This is a genomic window from Halanaerobaculum tunisiense (assembly GCF_054657635.1).
In genome coordinates this window covers 58,803-76,381 of record NZ_BAAHYI010000007.1, presented here as the reverse complement: position 1 = coordinate 76,381, position 17,579 = coordinate 58,803, and the positions used below count along the sequence as shown (strand labels likewise).

General features: G+C 35.9%; 18 protein-coding genes. All 18 read left to right on the top strand.

The window, feature by feature from the left end; genetic code table 11:
* Nucleotide 1: 1 nt before the first annotated feature.
* Entirely contained in the window at nucleotides 2-1,873 is a 1,872-nt protein-coding gene (dnaK, locus tag ACYQ3D_RS07815; RefSeq protein ID WP_459837595.1) for a molecular chaperone DnaK, read from the top strand.
* Nucleotides 1,874-2,009: 136 nt separating this feature from the next.
* A complete protein-coding gene (gene dnaJ / locus ACYQ3D_RS07810; protein WP_459837593.1) occupies nucleotides 2,010-3,137 on the top strand; it encodes a molecular chaperone DnaJ in 1,128 nt (375 codons plus the stop codon).
* A gap of 9 nt (nucleotides 3,138-3,146) precedes the next feature.
* Nucleotides 3,147-4,010: a 50S ribosomal protein L11 methyltransferase gene (gene prmA, locus ACYQ3D_RS07805; RefSeq protein ID WP_459837592.1), complete on the top strand. Its 864-nt coding sequence runs from the start codon at nucleotides 3,147-3,149 to the stop codon at nucleotides 4,008-4,010.
* 4 nt (nucleotides 4,011-4,014) lie between these two features.
* The gene (locus tag ACYQ3D_RS07800) at nucleotides 4,015-4,758 is read left to right on the top strand and encodes a 16S rRNA (uracil(1498)-N(3))-methyltransferase (RefSeq protein ID WP_459837590.1); all 744 of its coding nucleotides are present in this window, start codon (nucleotides 4,015-4,017) and stop codon (nucleotides 4,756-4,758) included.
* A 2-nt stretch (nucleotides 4,759-4,760) separates the two neighbouring features.
* The gene (gene mtaB, locus ACYQ3D_RS07795) at nucleotides 4,761-6,062 is read left to right on the top strand and encodes a tRNA (N(6)-L-threonylcarbamoyladenosine(37)-C(2))-methylthiotransferase MtaB (protein WP_459837589.1); all 1,302 of its coding nucleotides are present in this window, start codon (nucleotides 4,761-4,763) and stop codon (nucleotides 6,060-6,062) included.
* Between the two features lie 126 nt (nucleotides 6,063-6,188).
* On the top strand, nucleotides 6,189-6,533 hold the full coding sequence (locus ACYQ3D_RS07790; protein ID WP_459837588.1) for a histidine triad nucleotide-binding protein: 345 nt from the start codon (nucleotides 6,189-6,191) through the stop codon (nucleotides 6,531-6,533).
* 23 nt (nucleotides 6,534-6,556) lie between these two features.
* Nucleotides 6,557-7,000, top strand: coding sequence for a GatB/YqeY domain-containing protein (locus tag ACYQ3D_RS07785; protein WP_459837587.1), 444 nt, complete (start codon nucleotides 6,557-6,559; stop codon nucleotides 6,998-7,000).
* Between the two features lie 101 nt (nucleotides 7,001-7,101).
* On the top strand, nucleotides 7,102-7,380 hold the full coding sequence (gene yqfC, locus ACYQ3D_RS07780) for a sporulation protein YqfC (protein WP_459837585.1): 279 nt from the start codon (nucleotides 7,102-7,104) through the stop codon (nucleotides 7,378-7,380).
* A 15-nt stretch (nucleotides 7,381-7,395) separates the two neighbouring features.
* Nucleotides 7,396-8,610 (top strand): sporulation protein YqfD, encoded by a 1,215-nt coding sequence (gene yqfD, locus ACYQ3D_RS07775; RefSeq protein WP_459837584.1) that lies wholly within the window; start codon nucleotides 7,396-7,398, stop codon nucleotides 8,608-8,610.
* Between the two features lie 4 nt (nucleotides 8,611-8,614).
* Nucleotides 8,615-9,565 carry a PhoH family protein gene (locus ACYQ3D_RS07770; protein ID WP_459837583.1) on the top strand — a complete coding sequence of 317 codons (951 nt, stop codon included), beginning with the start codon at nucleotides 8,615-8,617 and terminating at the stop codon, nucleotides 9,563-9,565.
* A 20-nt stretch (nucleotides 9,566-9,585) separates the two neighbouring features.
* Nucleotides 9,586-11,721, top strand: a complete 2,136-nt coding sequence (locus ACYQ3D_RS07765; RefSeq protein WP_459837582.1) for an HD family phosphohydrolase — start codon at nucleotides 9,586-9,588, stop codon at nucleotides 11,719-11,721.
* Nucleotides 11,702-12,133 (top strand): rRNA maturation RNase YbeY, encoded by a 432-nt coding sequence (gene ybeY, locus ACYQ3D_RS07760; protein WP_459837581.1) that lies wholly within the window; start codon nucleotides 11,702-11,704, stop codon nucleotides 12,131-12,133. The genes ACYQ3D_RS07765 and ybeY overlap by 20 nt, the downstream gene beginning before the upstream one ends.
* The gene (locus ACYQ3D_RS07755; RefSeq protein WP_459837579.1) at nucleotides 12,133-12,837 is read left to right on the top strand and encodes a diacylglycerol kinase; all 705 of its coding nucleotides are present in this window, start codon (nucleotides 12,133-12,135) and stop codon (nucleotides 12,835-12,837) included. Before ybeY ends, ACYQ3D_RS07755 begins: the two co-directional genes overlap by 1 nt.
* An 87-nt stretch (nucleotides 12,838-12,924) precedes the next feature.
* The gene (locus ACYQ3D_RS07750) at nucleotides 12,925-14,214 is read left to right on the top strand and encodes a hemolysin family protein (RefSeq protein ID WP_459837578.1); all 1,290 of its coding nucleotides are present in this window, start codon (nucleotides 12,925-12,927) and stop codon (nucleotides 14,212-14,214) included.
* Entirely contained in the window at nucleotides 14,215-14,832 is a 618-nt protein-coding gene (locus tag ACYQ3D_RS07745; protein ID WP_459837577.1) for a DUF502 domain-containing protein, read from the top strand.
* The gene (locus ACYQ3D_RS07740; protein ID WP_459837574.1) at nucleotides 14,822-15,274 is read left to right on the top strand and encodes a GNAT family N-acetyltransferase; all 453 of its coding nucleotides are present in this window, start codon (nucleotides 14,822-14,824) and stop codon (nucleotides 15,272-15,274) included. The genes ACYQ3D_RS07745 and ACYQ3D_RS07740 overlap by 11 nt, the downstream gene beginning before the upstream one ends.
* 19 nt (nucleotides 15,275-15,293) lie before the next feature.
* On the top strand, nucleotides 15,294-16,205 hold the full coding sequence (era, locus tag ACYQ3D_RS07735; RefSeq protein ID WP_459837572.1) for a GTPase Era: 912 nt from the start codon (nucleotides 15,294-15,296) through the stop codon (nucleotides 16,203-16,205).
* 4 nt (nucleotides 16,206-16,209) lie between these two features.
* Nucleotides 16,210-17,568: a magnesium transporter gene (gene mgtE, locus ACYQ3D_RS07730; RefSeq protein ID WP_459837571.1), complete on the top strand. Its 1,359-nt coding sequence runs from the start codon at nucleotides 16,210-16,212 to the stop codon at nucleotides 17,566-17,568.
* Nucleotides 17,569-17,579: the final 11 nt, after the last annotated feature.

Below are 17,579 nucleotides of genomic sequence, written 5' to 3'. Positions count from 1 at the left end.
AATGAGTAAGGTTATTGGTATTGATTTAGGTACGACAAATTCTTGTGTAGCAGTAATGGAAGGTGGAGAACCAACTGTTATTCCTAATAGACAAGGAGGTAGAACTACTCCGTCTGTAGTAGCTTATAATGATAATGATGAACGATTAGTAGGTGAACCAGCTAAACGACAGGCAATTAAGAATCCAGAAGGTACAGTTCAATCAATTAAACGTCATATGGGTGATAGAGATTATACAGTTGAATTAGCTGGTGAAGAGCGGACACCAGAAGAAGTTTCAGCTATGATCTTACAAGAGATTAAAGATTATGCTGAAGATTATTTAGGAGAAGAAGTAGAAGAAGCAGTAATCACTGTTCCAGCTTACTTTACTGATGCACAACGACAAGCAACTAAGGATGCAGGAAAGATTGCTGGACTAGATGTTAAGCGGATTATTAATGAACCTACAGCTGCTTCTTTAGCTTATGGATTAGATGATGATTCTGAACAGACAGTTTTAGTTTATGACCTTGGTGGCGGTACATTTGATGTTTCTATTTTAGACCTTGGTGGCGGTGTTTTTGAAGTAGTAGCTACTAAAGGAGATAATGAACTAGGTGGCGATGACTTTGATGAAAAGATTATTAGTTATTTAGCTGATGAATTTAAGAAGAAACATGGGATTGATCTGCGTGATGACAAAATGGCTCTGCAACGACTTAAAGATGCTGCTGAGGAAGCAAAGATTGAACTTTCAGGAGTAGCCACTACTAATGTTAACTTACCATTTATTACTCAAACAGAAGATGGTCCTAAACACTTAGATATTGATATCTCTCGGGCTGAATTTGAGGATATGATTTCTGATTTAATTGATGGAACATTAGATGCTACTCGTAATGCTTTAGCTGATGCTGATTTATCTAAGTCTGATTTAGACCAAGTATTATTAGTTGGTGGTTCTACACGAATTCCAGCTGTCCAAGAAGCTCTTAAGGAAGAGGTAGGTATTGAGCCTAACAAAGGCATCAATCCTGATGAGTGTGTAGCACTAGGAGCTGGAGTACAAGGTGGAATCTTAAATGATGAAGTTGATGATGTTGTTCTATTAGATGTTACCCCATTATCTCTAGGTATTGAAACATTAGGTGGCGTCTTTACTAAGTTGATTGAAAGAAATACAACTATTCCGACAGAAAAGAGTAAAGTCTTCTCTACAGCTGAGGATAATCAGACAATGGTTGATATTCATGTATTACAGGGAGAACGTGAAATGGCCAAGGATAATGAAACTTTAGGTCGGTTCCAATTAACTGATATTCCTCCAGCCCCACGTGGAGTACCACAGATTGAAGTTTCTTTCCAGATTGATAAAGATGGTATCGTTAATGTTTCTGCTAAGGATAAGGGAACAGGAAATGAACAAGAGATTACTATCCAGTCTGATACTGGATTATCCGAAGAAGAGATTGAAGAGATGGTTAATGAAGCTGAAAAGCATGCTGAAGAAGATAAAAGAAAGAAAGAAGCTGTAGAAACAGTAACAGAAGCAGATGGGTTAGTTCGTCAGGTAGAAAAGACAATTGAAGAAGCAGGCGAGCAGATGGACGATAGTTTAATTGGTGAAATTGAGTCTGCTAAAGAAGAATTAGAAGAAGTATTAGAGGATGTTGATGTCCATAATATCGATCCTGATGAAGTTGACCTAGATACAATTGAAAGCAAGAAAGAAGCTTTAAGTGATAAATTACAAGAGATGACGACACAGATGTATCAGCAAGCAGAACAAGCTCAGCAAGCAGCGGGTGGAGCAGGAGCTCAAGGAGCAGCTGGTGCAGAGGATGAAGAAGATGTAGTAGATGTTGATTATGAAGAAGTTGATGACGAGTAAATTGTGAATAATAGAAAGTTAATTACTAGAGTCAAAGCCATAATAGTTGGCTTTGGCTCTCTTTTTATGTTAAGATAAAATATACTCATTACTGACACTATATATTAATAAATTGTTGAAATAGGTGGTGACAATTATGGCAAAAAAAGATTATTATGATATATTAGGTGTTGATCAAGATGCAAGTCAGAAGGAAATTAAACGAGCTTATCGTGACTTATCGAAAAAGTATCATCCTGATATTAGCGATAAAGAGAATGCTGAAGAAAAATTTAAAGAAATTACAGAAGCTTATGAAGTACTGAGTGATGAAGAAACTCGAGCTAAGTATGACCGTTATGGCCATGCTGGTGTTAATCAAGATGCTGCTGGTGGTGCTGGTGGCTTTGGTCAAGGCCAAGCTGGTGGTTTTGATGATATCTTTGATATTTTCTTTGGTGAAGGAGGCGGTCGTGGTCGTCGTCGGAATGGACCACGCAAAGGTGCTGATCTAAAGTATAGAATGAGTGTTAGTTTTGAAGAAGCTGCTTTTGGAGCTGAAAAAGAAATTACTATTCCTCGCACCGAAGAGTGTTCTGCTTGTGATGGTACAGGTGCTGCTTCCCAATCTGATTTAGAGTCCTGTGCTAAATGTAATGGAACAGGAGAACTAAAGTTTAAACAAAATACTCCATTTGGTCAGATGGTGCAGACTAAAACTTGTGATCGGTGTGGTGGTTCTGGTCAGTTTGCTACAAATCCTTGTTCAGAATGTAATGGCGAAGGAAAAGTGAAAAGAAACCGAAAGGTATCAGTTAATATTCCAGCTGGTGTTAAAAATGGTTCTAAACTTAGAATTAGAGGTGAAGGTCAAGCTGGAGAGAATGGTGGGCCAGCCGGTGATCTATATGTAGTAGTTAGTGTTGAATCGCATGAAATATTCAAACGTGAAGGTGATGATGTAATTTGTGAGGTACCAATTAGTTTTGTGCAAGCTACTTTAGGAGCTGAAATTCAAGTACCCACTCTAGATAGTAAAGTTAAGTTCACTATTCCTGAAGGGACTCAACCTGGAACTTCTTTTAGGTTACAGGATAAAGGAATTCCTCATCTCAATCGTCGTGGCCGAGGTGACCAAAGAATTAAGGTTAAGGTAGTAATTCCTGAAGATTTAGACCAAGAGCAAAAGGAAATGTTACAGGAATTTGCAGATATTAGTGGTGAAGAAATCAACCCGGAACATAAAGGGTTTTGGGACAAAATAAAATCTTTCTTTGAAAAGTAGGTGACGAGCGTGTCCTGGCAAGAAATTCAGATTAGTACAACTTATCAGGCTTATCCAGCAATTAGTAATCTATTAGAGGAATTAAATGTAGCAGGAATTTCTAAAGAAGAATTAACAGCTAAGGAAGATGAGGTATTAATTAAAGCTTATTTTCAAGCAGATATTGACTTAACTAAGTTACAGGAAAAAATTTCTTCGTTACAAGAGTATGATTTAAATATTGGTAGTGGTAAACTAAAAGTTGAGGAAGTAGTCAATAAGGATTGGGCTAGTAAATGGAAGGAAAATTTCAAACCATTAAAAATAACAGATAGAATTGTAATCAAGCCCACCTGGGAAGAATATCAACTAGCTGAAGAAGAGATTGTAATTGATATTGACCCAGGCCAGGCTTTTGGGACTGGGCATCATGAAACGACAGAGAGTTGTTTACAATTGATTGAAGATTATGCAACTAAAGATATTAGTCTATTAGATATTGGAACAGGAACAGGTATTTTGGCTATTGCTGCTGCCAAGTTAGGGGTTGAAGAGATCTTTGCTTTAGATATTGCTCCTATAGCAATTGAAGCAGCAAGAGAGAATGCCCAGTTAAATCAAGTAGCGGAAGATATAGAGTTTGCCACTGGAGATTTAGTAGAAGTGGTAGCTAAAGATTATGAATTAGTAGTAGCTAATTTGCTCCCGCATATTATTCTTGATTTAATTCCTGATTTGGCCCAAGTAATAACAGCAGATAGCAGGTTTATTCTATCAGGGATTATTGTGGAGAAAGAAGAGCAGATTAAGGATAAACTAGAGGAGTATGGGTTTATAATTAACAAGAGAGTCCAACAAGGTGAATGGGTGACACTTGTAGGTGGATGGGAGTGAGATTATGAATCATTTTTTTGTTGATCCAGCTGACATCAGAGGAGAACAAGTCTTGATTACTGGCTCTGATGTCAAACATATTACTCGGGCTTTACGCCTTCAGGCTGGAGATGAGATTACTATAGCTGATGGTCTGGAGAATAAATATTTAGTTGAGTTAATTGCTACTTCCAATGAAGTAGTAGAGGGCCAAATCCGAGAAGAATTAGCTCGGCCAGTAGAATCCGAAATAGAGATTACCTTAGTTCAGGGATTGCCTAAGCGGAAAAAGAAGATGGACTTAATTGTAGAAAAATGTACTGAACTAGGTGTAGATAAAATCATTCCTACTATAACTAAAAGAACTGTAGTTAAACTAACAGATGACAAAGCTAAAAAAAGACAGCAGCGGTGGCAGAAGGTGGCTTTAGCAGCAGCTAAGCAGTCCCGGCGAGCTAAAGTTCCTACTGTAGAAGAGGTAATTGATTCTTCTGTGGTTTCTTCTTTGGTAGCAGACTATGATTTAGCTTTAATTCCTTGGGAAGATGAGGAGACAAGAGGAATTAAGGAGATTTTGCAAGAAGAAGAGGCTAAGAAGATAGTTATTTTTGTTGGCCCTGAAGGTGGATTTAGTTCAGAAGAGGTAACTAAGGTTAAAGAGGCTGGAATGAGGTCTGTCAGTCTTGGCCCTCGGATTCTACGATCAGAGACAGCAGGGATTACTGCAGTATCAATAGCCCAGTATGATTTAGGCGACTTAGGAGGATAATTATGAAGCGGGTTGCTTTTTATACATTAGGTTGTAAGGTTAATCGTTATGATACAGAAGCTATGATGGCTCAGTTTGAGGAAGCAGACTATCAGCTAGTTGATTTTGAAGATCAAGCTGATATCTACATTATTAATACTTGTACAGTGACTCATCAAGGGGCTAGAAAGTCACGTAAAATAACTAGACGGGCCAAACGAAGGAATCCTGAGGCAATCTTAGGAGTAGTAGGTTGCTATCCCCAGGTAGAACCAGAAACAGTATTAGATAGTGCTGAGATAGATTTTATAGCTGGTACTGCAGCCCGGAGTCAGATTGTAAATTTTGTTGAACAAGCTGCTCAGGCCGACCAGCCGCTTAATTTTGTTCAATCAGTAGCCCAAGAAGATAGCTTTGAAGAGGTAGCAGTAGATGACTTTACCGGACGAACTAGAGCTTCGATTAAGATTCAAGAAGGATGTGAGCAGTTTTGTTCCTACTGTATTATTCCTTATGCTCGAGGTGCAGTCCGAAGTCGGGAGTTAACAGATGTAGTAACTGAAGCTAGACGTTTGGCCGAGCATGGATTTAAGGAGATTATTCTGACTGGAATTCATCTAGGAGAGTACGGGGCAGATAAAGAGGAGCTAAATTTAGAAAAGTTACTCCAGGAATTAATCCAAATTGATGATCTCAAACGGATTAGACTTAGTTCAATAGAGGGCACAGAAGTAAGTGCTGAACTGATTGATTTAATCGCCCAATCCGATAAGTTATGTCGTCATTTACATTTGCCCTTACAGAGTGGTTCGGACCGGATACTTGAGGTTATGAATCGGCCGTATACTAGTCAAGAATTTAAAGAAATGGTAGCTAAAATTAAGGCGGAGATTCCAGAAATCGCTATTACTACTGATGTAATTGTAGGTTTTCCTGGTTCTAGTGAACAGGATTTTGCTGCTACTTGTCAGTTAGTAGAAGAATTGGAGTTTAGTGATTTACATGTCTTTAAGTATTCGCCTCGGGAAGGGACTCCAGCAGCTGAATTTTCGGATCAAGTTCATTCTAGAGTAAAAAAAGAGCGGAGTAAAAAGTTAAGACAGGTAGCTGATGAGTTAGCTACTAATTATCAACAGCAATTTGTTGGTACTAAATTACAGGTATTATTAGAAGAACAGCGAGATGGTAGATCAGGTTACTTAACAGGATTTACTGACAATTACTTAAAAGTTTTAGTAGATGGTCCAGATGAATTAGCTGGTGAATTAGTAGAGGTTAAACTAGTGGAAAAAGAAGGAAAATTATTCGGCAAGCTAGAAGGTTAGTAATTAGTGTATAATTGATATTTGAGAGTTGATAGTTAAAATCTAAAAACAAACTTCATAGATTTTGAATTTTTTTTAAATTGTAAACTGTAAATTGTTAATTGTAAATTTAAGGAGGTGGAGCTAATGGAGGATTGTTTATTTTGTCAGATAGTAGCTGGCGAGATGGAGAGTGATATTGTCTATGAAGATGAGCAAGTAATTGCTTTTAAGGATGTTAATCCCCAAGCGCCGGTTCATTTATTGATTGTACCTAAAGAACATATTGCCACTTTATTGGAGCTAGAAGAAGAGGATCAGCAACTGATAGGACATATCTATCAGGTAGCTAATAAGTTAGCTAAAGATTTCGAAATAGCTGAAGATGGTTTCCGAGTGGTAAGTAACTGTAAAGAACAAGGAGGACAGACAGTCTACCATATCCATTATCATTTACTAGGAGGTCGTCATCTACAGTGGCCACCAGGATAAAATAATTCTAAGGGGGAGTTAAAATGTCTATTCAGGATCAGTTGTTAGCTGATATGAAAGAAGCTATGAAGAACCAACAGAAGGATAGATTGTCTGTTATTAGACAAGCTAGAGCTGAAATCAAAGATGCTGAAATTAGTGAAGGTAAGGATTTATCTGAGGAAGAGCTAATTAAGGTATTATCTAAGTTAGTTAAGCAGACTAAAGAATCTTTAGCAGAATTTGAAAAAGCTGGGGATGAAGAAAGAATAGCTCAAGCTAAACAAGAGATAGAGATTTTACAGGAGTATTTACCAGAACAATTAAGTGACGAAGAACTAGTGGATTTAGTCGAAGAGACAATTGCGGAAGTAGGAGCCCAGGATATGAGTGATATGGGCCAAGTTATGGGTGCGATTATGCCCCAAGTAAGAGGTAAAGCAGATGGTGACCAAGTTAATAAATTGGTTAGAGAAAGATTACAATAGTTAACTTCAACCTGGCAGTTGCTGTCAGGTTTTTTTATTTTTTGGTGTCATTAATATTTTAGAGTTTACATAATATTTATATAGATTAAGGAGGAATTTAAATGAGGAGGCAGGATAAGCTAAAAGCTAAACTGGCTGAATTATTTGACCTTCCTCGAGATGTAGTGCTTAATTTACCTCGAATTTCTTTAATCGGGAATCTGAAATTACAAGTGGAAAATCACCGGGGGATAATTAAATATACACCTGAGTTGATTAAAATCAGAGCTTATCGTGGAAGTTTATTAATCACCGGAAAAGAATTAATTATTGATCAACTGCGAGAGGAAGAGATCATTGTTATGGGTAAGATATCTGATATAAGTTTTGACCTATTATAGGTTAAGGAGGATATTATGTTTAATAGATTATATGAATTTTGGCGAGGATATCTACGAGTAAAGATTACTGGTCAACAATTTACTAAGTTGATCAATGAATTAATGCGAGAAGGGATTAAACTGTGGGATATTGTACGGATAGATGATACTTTTTATGCAAATATTAATCTCAGTGATTTTAAAGAATTAAAAAATAAAGTCCGGACTATAGATTGTAAGGTAGCAATTTACCAAAAGAAAGGATTACCTTTTTGGTGGACTAAATTATTACGGAGGAGGATGTTAGCAGTTGGTATTTTAATTGTGATTTTAACTATCTATATTCTATCCCAGTTTGTCTTATTTATAGAGGTGACAGGAACTGAAAAACTGTCAAAAGAGGAGATCACCTCTCTGTTAGAGCAGGTTAAAATTCAGCCTGGGGTGTTAAAATCCAATGTACCTTTGGATAAGTTAAGGCAGATGATTATCCAACAAAAGCCAGAAGTATCCTGGGCCAATGCTTACTTTAAGGGAACTAAGTTAGTAGTGGAGGTAGTAGAAAAGGAGTTAATAGATACCGAAGTTAAGCCGGCTGATATTGTAGCTGCTAAATCAGGGGTAATTAGTGAGTTGATTGTGTTGCGCGGAACTGCTCAAGTAGAAGAGGGGACTACTGTTAGCCAAGGTGATATTTTAATTAGTAAAAACATAGAAGTGAAAAAGAAAGCAGAAGAGATAGCTACAGAAGAGGAATCTAAGATAGAGGTAGAGACTAAACAAGTTAAGGCAGCTGGATTAGTCAAGGCTCAAGTCTGGTATGAAGGTTATGGTGAGGCTGAACTAGTTAAACACTATCAGCAGCCAACAGGTAATTATAAGAGCAGTTTAGTGGTTAAAGTTGATGATCGTGAGTTTGTAATCAAGGGACCTACTAAGCCTCCTTATGCTAATTTTGTAGTTCAAAAAGATGTAAAATCCTTGCCACAATGGAGGAATCAGCAGTTACCTATAGAAGTAGTTATAAGGAAATATGTTCAGGTTAAAGAGGTTAAAGAAGATAGGTCTCTTAAGCAGGCTAAGCAGATAGCTAAAGAAAAAGCTGTTAATAGTATCTTGCAAGGCTTGGATAAAGAGGCTATAATATTAAATAGTAAGCTAGAATTAATTACTAGAGATAATAATCAGCAGTTAGTTAGAGTTAAAGCCTTAGTAGAAGTAGAAGAAGAAATTGGAGTTAGGAGGGAATAAACATTTGGTACAAGTAACTGAAGAATTAAAATTAAGCAATAATCATGCAGCAATGAGTATCTTTGGCAATCAAGATCAGAATTTGGAGTTGATTGAGGATCAATTTGCTGTTGAACTTATAGCTCGTGGTAATTTAGTTAAAATAACAGGGGATAAAGAGCCCGTTGAACAAGTAATAAATTTATTCCAGGAATTAGATAAAGTAGTCCAAGCGAAAGGTAATTTGACTCAGCAAGAAGTAGAATACGCTATTGAATTAGCTACAGCAGAGGATTTTTCGTTAACAGATATCTACTCTGATGTGGTTCAGGTAACTAGCTCTGGGCAAAAGATTAGACCAAAGACAATCGGACAAAAGATCTATCTTGATGCTATTCGGCAGGATGATATTGTTTTTGGGGTTGGTCCAGCGGGAACCGGAAAGACTTTTTTGGCAGTGGTAATGGCTGTTAATGCTTTGATGAGTGACCAAGTTAAAAAGATTATTTTGACTAGGCCAGCTATTGAAGCAGGAGAAAACTTAGGGTTTCTACCTGGTGATTTACAGGAGAAGGTTGATCCTTATTTACGTCCTGTTTATGATGCGTTGTATGAAGTTTTAGGAACGGGGAAAGTTGATCAGTTACTAGAAGAAAAGGTAATAGAAATAGCACCTTTAGCTTATATGCGCGGGAGAACTTTAAAGAATTCTTTTGTTATTTTGGATGAAGCTCAAAATACTACTCAAGAACAGATGAAGATGTTTTTAACTCGGTTAGGAAGAAATTCTCAAGCAGTAGTCAATGGTGATATTACTCAGGTTGATTTACCACATAAAAAAAGATCTGGTTTAGTACAAGCGGAGGAAATTTTAAAATCGATTCCAGGAATTAATTTTGTCTATTTAACTAACCGAGATGTAGTTAGACATCATCTGGTTAAAGAAATCATTGCTGCTTATGATGACCTTGGGTAAATACTTTAGGAGTGAATATTATGGGATTTTTGTCTTGGATTCAAGATAAATTTAATTTTGATCAAGTTGAGTTTTATCAGAATAAGTCCTTTCAGAGGATAGTCTGGGGAATATTAATAGTTATTTCCCTAATTATTCTGGTTACTATTGATTTTTTACCGGATAAAGTTAATTTAAAGGTGGGACAAGTCAGTGAAAATGATATTAAAGCCCCTAGAACTGTTAAATATGTTGACCAGCAGCGGACTAGAGAATTAAAAGAAGAAGCTGCTAATGCTGTATCTAAAGTTTATAAAGAAGAAGCGGCAATCACTGTTGAGATCAAAGAGGAAGTTAATCATTTTTTTGAGCAAGTAGAAGAATTAAGAGGTCAGGATAAGAAGTTAGAGACTAGAGTGGCTACTCTGCAGGAAGAAAGTGAATTAGAATTAACTGAAAATAATTTTGTTTATTTATTACAGATCAGTCCGCAAAAGTTGGATAATCTCCACCAAAATATTTTATCTATTTTGGAGAAATATTTAGATCGCGGGGTTAAGAGTGATTATTTGGCCCAAGTGAAACAGCAATTAAATACAGAAGCAATTTTAAGCCAACCACAAGAATATAATGCACTAGTTAAAAAGATTACTAGACAATTAATTAAGCCTAATTTGATTCTTGATTTAGAAGCTACTCAACAGAGGAAAGAACAGGCTAAACAGGAAGTAGAGCCAGTTAAAAAGACAATCCATAAAGGAGAAATTATTATTCGCCATGGTAGAGTAGTCACTGAACGGGATATGAAAAAATTAAAAATATTAGGTTTACGTAATCCCCAGATAAATTATCTGAATATAATTGGTTATATGTTGCTCACCTTGATTATTGTAGCAGTAACATTAATTTATATTCACCAGTATCACTATCATGTCCTGGAGAATATGGGTGAATTAGCTTTGATAGGTTTATTACCAATTATTATTTTATTACTTGCTAAGATAATGAATTATCTACCTATCACCTATCCTTCTTTTATAGTTCCAGTGGCAGCAGCTTCAATTCTGGTAACTGTGTTAATAGATGGTGATTTAGCAATTGTATTTACTGTAGGATTATCCTTTTTAGTAGCAGTTGTTAGTGATAAAAGTATGGCGGATATGATAGTAGCAACTATTGGTGGCTTGAGTGGGATTTATAGCGTCAATAAATTAAGTCAAAGATCAGACTTAGTAAGAGCTGGCTTTATTGTAGGAGGAGCTAGTTCAGCTACGATATTTGCTTTTTTATTGACTAGGCCTAGCTTAGAAGTAGTTAATTTTTTAAAAATAGTTCCTTTGGGTATAATAAATGGGATCATAGTGGCAGTTATTACTAATGGATTATTGCCCTATGTAGAGAATATATTTGGGATTACTTCTCCAGTTAAATTATTAGAATTATCCAATCCAAATCATCCTGTACTCAAAAAATTACTAGTAGAGGCTCCAGGAACCTATCATCATAGTATTATTGTTGGTAATTTAGTTGAAGCAGCTGCTGATAAAGTAGAAGCTGATTCTTTATTGGCTAGAGTAGGTGCTTATTATCATGATATAGGTAAAATTAAACGATCTTACTTCTTTACTGAAAATCAGATTGGAGATGAGAATCCTCATGATAAATTATCGCCTAATTTAAGTACCTTAATTATCACTTCTCATGTTAAAGATGGGGTGGAGATGGCTCAAAAATATAAACTCCCCCAAGTAGTAATTGATATTATAAAACAACACCATGGTACTAGTATAGTCTATTATTTTTATCAGGAGGCAGCTTATGATGACGAGTATGAAAATCTAGATGAGAGTGAATTTAGATATCCTGGTCCTAAGCCCCAGACTAAGGAGACGGCTTTAATAATGTTAGCTGATACAGTAGAGGCAGCAGTCAGATCTAATGTAGCTGTTCAGAGTAATCCGGATAAATTAGAAAAGTTTGTTAATGATTTAATCAAAAGTAAATTAAATAGTGGTCAATTAGATGAGTCAGATTTAACACTACAGGATTTAGATAAAATAACTACTGCTTTTGTTGGTATTCTAAAGGGGATTTTTCATAATCGGATTGAATACCCAGATAATATTGCGCAACAATTTGAGAAAGGAGACCAGGCAAATGACAGTTCTAATAAATAATTTACAGTCGGAGACTGAGTTAGAAGACCAGGTAGTTGATATAATCCAGCAGGTAGTTAACCAAGTACTAAAATCAGAAGTACAATCTGAGCCAGAAGTAAGTATAGCTGTAGTTGATAATGATTATATTCAGCAATTAAATAAGAAGTTTAGACAACAAGATGAATCAACTGATGTATTATCCTTTCCACAAGAAGAAGAAGACTTATTAGGTGATATTGTTATTTCTCTAGAGACAGCTAGAGAGCAAGCAAAAGAATATAATCATTCTTCAGCTAGAGAGGTAGGATTTTTAACTGTTCACGGGATGTTACACTTACTAGGTCATAATCATAAGCAACAGCAAGAACGGGAGATAATGCGCAGTAAAGAAGAAGAGATCTTAGCTAGATTGGGGTTAAGTAGAGACTAATGAAATTGATTGATGATTTAATCAAGAGTTTTAATTATGCTGTAGTTGGTATCGTTGAGGTTTTAAAAGAAGAAAGAAATATGAAGTTCCATTTTGGATTAGGGGGGCTAGTATTATTAACTGGTCTGTTATTTGATATCTCTAAAGTGGAGCTATTGGTTTTATTTATGACCATTACCTTAGTTATTTTTGCTGAAATGATTAATACAGCTATTGAAGCACTAGGTGATTTAATTAGTCAGGACTTTCATCCTCAGTTGAAAATGATTAAAGATGTTGCAGCTGGGGCGGTACTAGTTACAGCTATTAATGCTTTTATTATTGGTTATATTATCTTTTTTAATGATTTTAGGCCGTTGACTTTGAGTTTATTACAGCAAGTCCAGCAGACTCCTATTCATTTGACCTTTATTTCTTTGGCAATTGTCATGTTAGTAGTGATTATTACTAAGGCTTATTTTAAATCAGGTACTTTTTTACAGGGTGGGATGCCTAGTGGACACACAGCTATTGCTTTTTGTCTAGTAGTGATTATTTCTATTCTGGTAAATAATGCTTTGGTAATCAGTCTTGTGTTTTTATTAGCTTTCTTAGTAGCTCAAAGTAGAATCGAAGGAAATATTCATAGCTTTTGGGAAGTATTGCTAGGAGGAGTAGTTGGCTTTTTAGTTGGTTTATTAATTTTTCAGTTATTACATTTATAAATATTCGATTGAAGGAGGGCTATAGCTAAGAAATTTTGTAGTATATAATTAGTGTAATCGAGGAATATTTAAAGGAGGCTTTGATGTATGGAGATTACGGAAGTAGTTGAACCAGTTAGTTTTTTCTTACTCTTATGTGGTTCGGCTTTCTTTTCTGGTTCAGAGACTGCCCTTATGTCAGTTAATAAGATTGAAATTAGACATTTACAGCAAGAAGGAAATGCTAAAGCTGCTATCTTAGAAAAATTGTTAAGTACCCCAGATAGATTAATATCCACTATTTTAGTAGGCAATAATTTAGTTAATATTGCTGCTTCCTCTATTGCGACTAAGATAGCTATCGATATCTTTGGCAATGCTGGGGTGGGTATAGCTACTGGGTTAGTTACTCTATTACTATTGATTTTTGGCGAGATCACTCCTAAGTCAATAGCTAATAGTAAGGCTTTACAGTTTTCTTTGACTGTAGCTCGTCCGATTGAGATCTGTTATTATTTCTTTTATCCAGTAGTAAAGGTGTTAAATATAATAACTGGTTTGATGACTGGTGGTCGAGAGGGAGAGCAGACCTCCAAACCATTTATTAGCGAAGATAGGATTAGAAGGTACTTAACTGTGGGAGAGCGAGAAGGAGTCATTGAGACTGATGAAAAGCAGATGATTAATAGTATTTTTGAATTTGATGATACTAGAGTAAAAGAGATATTAGTTCCCAGAATTGATATGGTCTGTGTAGAAATCAATGATTCTCTAGAGGAACTGATTAATACTGTTGTTGATAGAGGTTTGTCTCGGATTCCAGTTTATAATGATACGATTGATAATATAGTGGGAATTGTTTATGCTAAGGATTTATTGCCGTTGTTAAGAGAAAAGACTGAACTGAATATTCAAAAGATTATGCGTCCTGCCTATTATGTACCAGAGACAAAAAAAGTGGATAATCTGTTAAGTGAATTAAAGAAAGAAAAGATACATATGGCTATTATCCTGGATGAGTACGGTGGAACAGCTGGCTTAGTTACTATTGAAGATTTATTAGAGGAAATTGTAGGCGATATTCAAGATGAATATGATGAGGAAGAAAAGTTGATTAAGATGATTGAAGAAGATGAGTTATTAGTTGATGGTAGAGTTGATATTGATGAGATTAATCAGGTGCTAGGTGCTAATTTACCAGAAGAGGATTACGAGACAATTAGTGGTTTTATCTTAAGTATGTTAGGTTATGTGCCTGAAGCGGGGGAGAAAATAGAATTTGAAGATCTGACTATTGAAGTAGAAAAAGTAGTCCAGCGGAGGATTTCCCAGGTTAAGATTAAATCTTTTGTGACTGAAACTGAATCAGATACAGCTAATAATCAGGAGGAAGATTAGATGTTAAAGCAGCTACGGAATTATTTGATTACTGGCTTAGTAGTCTTATTTCCGCTATTAGGCACTATATATATCTTGTTTACACTAGTTAGTATAGTTGAACAGGGTTTTGGCCCGCTAATAGAAATCTTAATTGGAGATAGGATTTATGGTTTAAGTGTTTTGATTAGTCTAGGGTTGATCTTAGGAGTTGGGGTTATAGCTACTAATGTGTTAGGAAAGAAGTTAATTGAATTGGGGGAGCAACTTTTAACTAAGATACCAGTAGTACGCAATATTTATTTAAGTATTCAACAGATAATTCAGGCTTTATTTTGGAAGAATAAGACTGCTTTTCGGAAAGTAGTCTTAGTAGAATATCCTCGGAAAGGAGTTGATCAACTTGGTTTTTTGACACGAGAAGGAGTTAATCGGATAGAAGGGAAGCTAGCGCCAGAAACTGAACTAGTAAGTATTTTTATTCCTACTACTCCTAATCCGACGTCTGGTCATCTAGTCTTATTAGCTAAAGAAGAGGTAACTTATTTAGATATGACAGTAGAAGAGGGATTAAAATTAATTATATCGGCTGGTACTGTACTACCAAATGAAGAACAGGAGGGAGAGTATGCAACTTAGAGTAGAGAGACTAACCACTACTCAACAAGAGATAATCGATCAGCTAGTAGATATTGAAACTGAAGCTTTTGGAGCTGGAGGATTGAACCAGTGGGGATTAGTGCCCTTTATTCATCATGGTGCAGTTTATATAATTTATCAAGCAGATAAACCTGTAGGAGTAATAGAATATATGCGGGATCTAGACCAGCCTAAACAAGCTTATTTATATGGTCTTGCTATTTCAGAAGAATATCAGGGCCAAGGTTTAGGTCAAAAATTACTAGATTATTCTTTACAGCAGATGCAAAAACTAGGGATTACTAGGGTAGAGTTAACAGTTGACCCAGCTAACGAACCAGCAGTTAAGTTATATCGTAAATTTGGTTTCCAGAAGATAGATTTTCGCCAGGCGGAATACGGGCCAGCTGAAGATAGATTGATTATTTACCTAAACTTATAACATTTAAGGAGGGAAGAAGATGAATCAACTAGAAACAGAGAAGAATTTTAAATCAGGTTTTATTACAGTAGTTGGACAACCTAATGTTGGTAAATCAACGCTAGTTAACCAATTGATTGGAGAAAAGATAGCTATTACTTCCCGGAAAGCTCAAACAACTCGGAATCAGATTCAATGTGTTTTGACTTTAGACCAAGCGCAATTGGTTTTTCTTGATACGCCAGGTATCCATCGCCCTGAAGATAAGATGGGAAATTATTTAAATCAAGTAGCCTATCAGACCTTAGAGGATATTGATGTAGTCTTATTTATGGTTGATGCTAATTATCCTCCTAACAAGGATGATAAAAGAATTGCTAGCCAATTATCTGGTTTAGACACTCCAGTATTATTAGTAGTTAATAAAATTGATACATTGGCTAAGGAGAAATTAGCCGACCGGATTACAGCTTACGAAAGACTAGCCGATTTTAAGGACCTAGTTACCATTTCTGCTTTAAATGAGATCAATTTAGATTATTTAATTGAAGAAATGGTGGATTTATTACCTACTGGCCCGCAGTATTATCCAGCAGATATGATTACTGATCAAATCGAACAGTTTCTTGTTGCTGAACTGGTCCGGGAAAAAGTTCTTGATTATACCCATGAGGAAGTTCCTCATTCAGTAGCAGTAGAGGTTATTGAGTTTAATGAACGACAAGACCAGGAATTAATTGATCTTAGGGCTAATATTTATGTAGAACGAAAGTCGCAAAAAGGAATTCTGATTGGCAAACAAGGCCAAATGCTAAAAAAGATCGGTACTGCAGCTAGAGAAGAAATAGAGAAGTTATTAGGGACTAAGGTGTTTTTAGATTTATGGGTTAAAGTAGAGAAAAATTGGCGAGAGAAAGAGGATGCCCTACAGATGTTAGGATATCGAGGATGATTATATGGACCATAAGACAGAAAAGTTATTAGTTGAGCTAAAAGAGAAGATTGCAGCCGAAGCTGAAACAAAGGTAGAGATTTTTTTAGCTGATTTATATCCAGCTGATATTGCCGAATTATTAAAAGAGCTATCTACTGCAGAGACAAGGTTTGTACTACCGTATTTGCCACTTCAGAAGATAGCTTTTTCTTTAACTGAGCTAGATCCTTCTACTCGGAGAGATTTATTGAATTTTTTAGAAGCTAAACAGCTAAGAGTGATCCTGGATAACATGTATGCTGATGATATAGCTGATTTAATTGAAGTTATATCTATTGGCAAAAGTAAAGAATTATTGGAGCTGATGAAGCAAGAGGATGCGCAACAGATCCAGGATTTATTAGGTTATGATGAAGAAAGTGCTGGCGGGATTATGACTACTGAATACATTGCAATTAAGGAAGATAAAACAGCTCAGCAGGCTTTAGCTACCATCAGAAAAGTAGCTACTAAAGCTGAAATGATCTACTATCTGTATGTTGTTAATTCCAATCAGAAATTAGTGGGTGTTATGTCTATGCGAGAATTAATTACAGCTGATCCTACTGCCCAGATAACAGACTTAATGCAGGAGCAAGTAATTGACGTTCCTCTGGATTTGGATCAGGAGGAAGTAGCTAATATTATCTCTAAGTATGATTTATTGGCTATTCCAGTAGTCAATGAAGAACAGCAGTTATTAGGTATTATTACTGTAGATGATGCCTTAGACGTGATTGAGGAAGAGGCAACAGAAGATATTTATAAGATGGCAGCAACTGAAGAAAGGGAGTTAGATGCTAAATATGAGACAATCCTCGGTCGTGCTTTTAAAAGATTGCCGTGGTTGACTATTTTATTATTTGCTAGTATGCTTTCAGGAACAGTGATTGGTAATTTCTCTAGTGCTATTTCTTCAGTAGTAGCTTTAACCTTTTTTATCCCTACTTTGACAGGAACTGGTGGTAATGCGGGAACACAATCTTTAGCGATTGTAGTCCGTGGTTTAGGAACAGGAGATATTGATCCTCAGGAAATTGGTCTTTATTTATGGAATGAATTTAAAGTTGGTGGCGTGACTGCTTTATGGTGTGGCTTGATTATTGGTTTAGTAGCTACTTTGTGGCAAGCAAGTTATATGTTAGGAATAGTCGTTGGTGTAGCTATGTTTTGTACAATATTATGGGCTACTATAGTAGGTACTATTATGCCTTTTCTTATTAATTACTTAGGAGCTGACCCTGCTGTAGCAGCTGGCCCATTTATTACTACTTTAATAGATGTATCAGGTTTATTTATTTATTTTAGTTTAGCTAAGTTATTTATTGAGTACTTAATGTAAATTAATTAAAG

Coding starts and splice junctions, on each gene's coding strand:
- ACYQ3D_RS07755 (WP_459837579.1), top strand. CDS start 12,133: ATGAAATTGATTGATGATTTAATCAAGAGTTTTAATTATGCTGTAGTT.
- mgtE (WP_459837571.1), top strand. CDS start 16,210: ATGGACCATAAGACAGAAAAGTTATTAGTTGAGCTAAAAGAGAAGATT.
- era (WP_459837572.1), top strand. CDS start 15,294: ATGAATCAACTAGAAACAGAGAAGAATTTTAAATCAGGTTTTATTACA.
- mtaB (WP_459837589.1), top strand. CDS start 4,761: ATGAAGCGGGTTGCTTTTTATACATTAGGTTGTAAGGTTAATCGTTAT.
- dnaK (WP_459837595.1), top strand. CDS start 2: ATGAGTAAGGTTATTGGTATTGATTTAGGTACGACAAATTCTTGTGTA.
- ACYQ3D_RS07800 (WP_459837590.1), top strand. CDS start 4,015: ATGAATCATTTTTTTGTTGATCCAGCTGACATCAGAGGAGAACAAGTC.
- dnaJ (WP_459837593.1), top strand. CDS start 2,010: ATGGCAAAAAAAGATTATTATGATATATTAGGTGTTGATCAAGATGCA.
- ACYQ3D_RS07740 (WP_459837574.1), top strand. CDS start 14,822: ATGCAACTTAGAGTAGAGAGACTAACCACTACTCAACAAGAGATAATC.
- ACYQ3D_RS07750 (WP_459837578.1), top strand. CDS start 12,925: ATGGAGATTACGGAAGTAGTTGAACCAGTTAGTTTTTTCTTACTCTTA.
- yqfD (WP_459837584.1), top strand. CDS start 7,396: ATGTTTAATAGATTATATGAATTTTGGCGAGGATATCTACGAGTAAAG.
- ACYQ3D_RS07790 (WP_459837588.1), top strand. CDS start 6,189: ATGGAGGATTGTTTATTTTGTCAGATAGTAGCTGGCGAGATGGAGAGT.
- yqfC (WP_459837585.1), top strand. CDS start 7,102: ATGAGGAGGCAGGATAAGCTAAAAGCTAAACTGGCTGAATTATTTGAC.
- ACYQ3D_RS07745 (WP_459837577.1), top strand. CDS start 14,215: ATGTTAAAGCAGCTACGGAATTATTTGATTACTGGCTTAGTAGTCTTA.
- ybeY (WP_459837581.1), top strand. CDS start 11,702: ATGACAGTTCTAATAAATAATTTACAGTCGGAGACTGAGTTAGAAGAC.
- ACYQ3D_RS07785 (WP_459837587.1), top strand. CDS start 6,557: ATGTCTATTCAGGATCAGTTGTTAGCTGATATGAAAGAAGCTATGAAG.
- ACYQ3D_RS07765 (WP_459837582.1), top strand. CDS start 9,586: ATGGGATTTTTGTCTTGGATTCAAGATAAATTTAATTTTGATCAAGTT.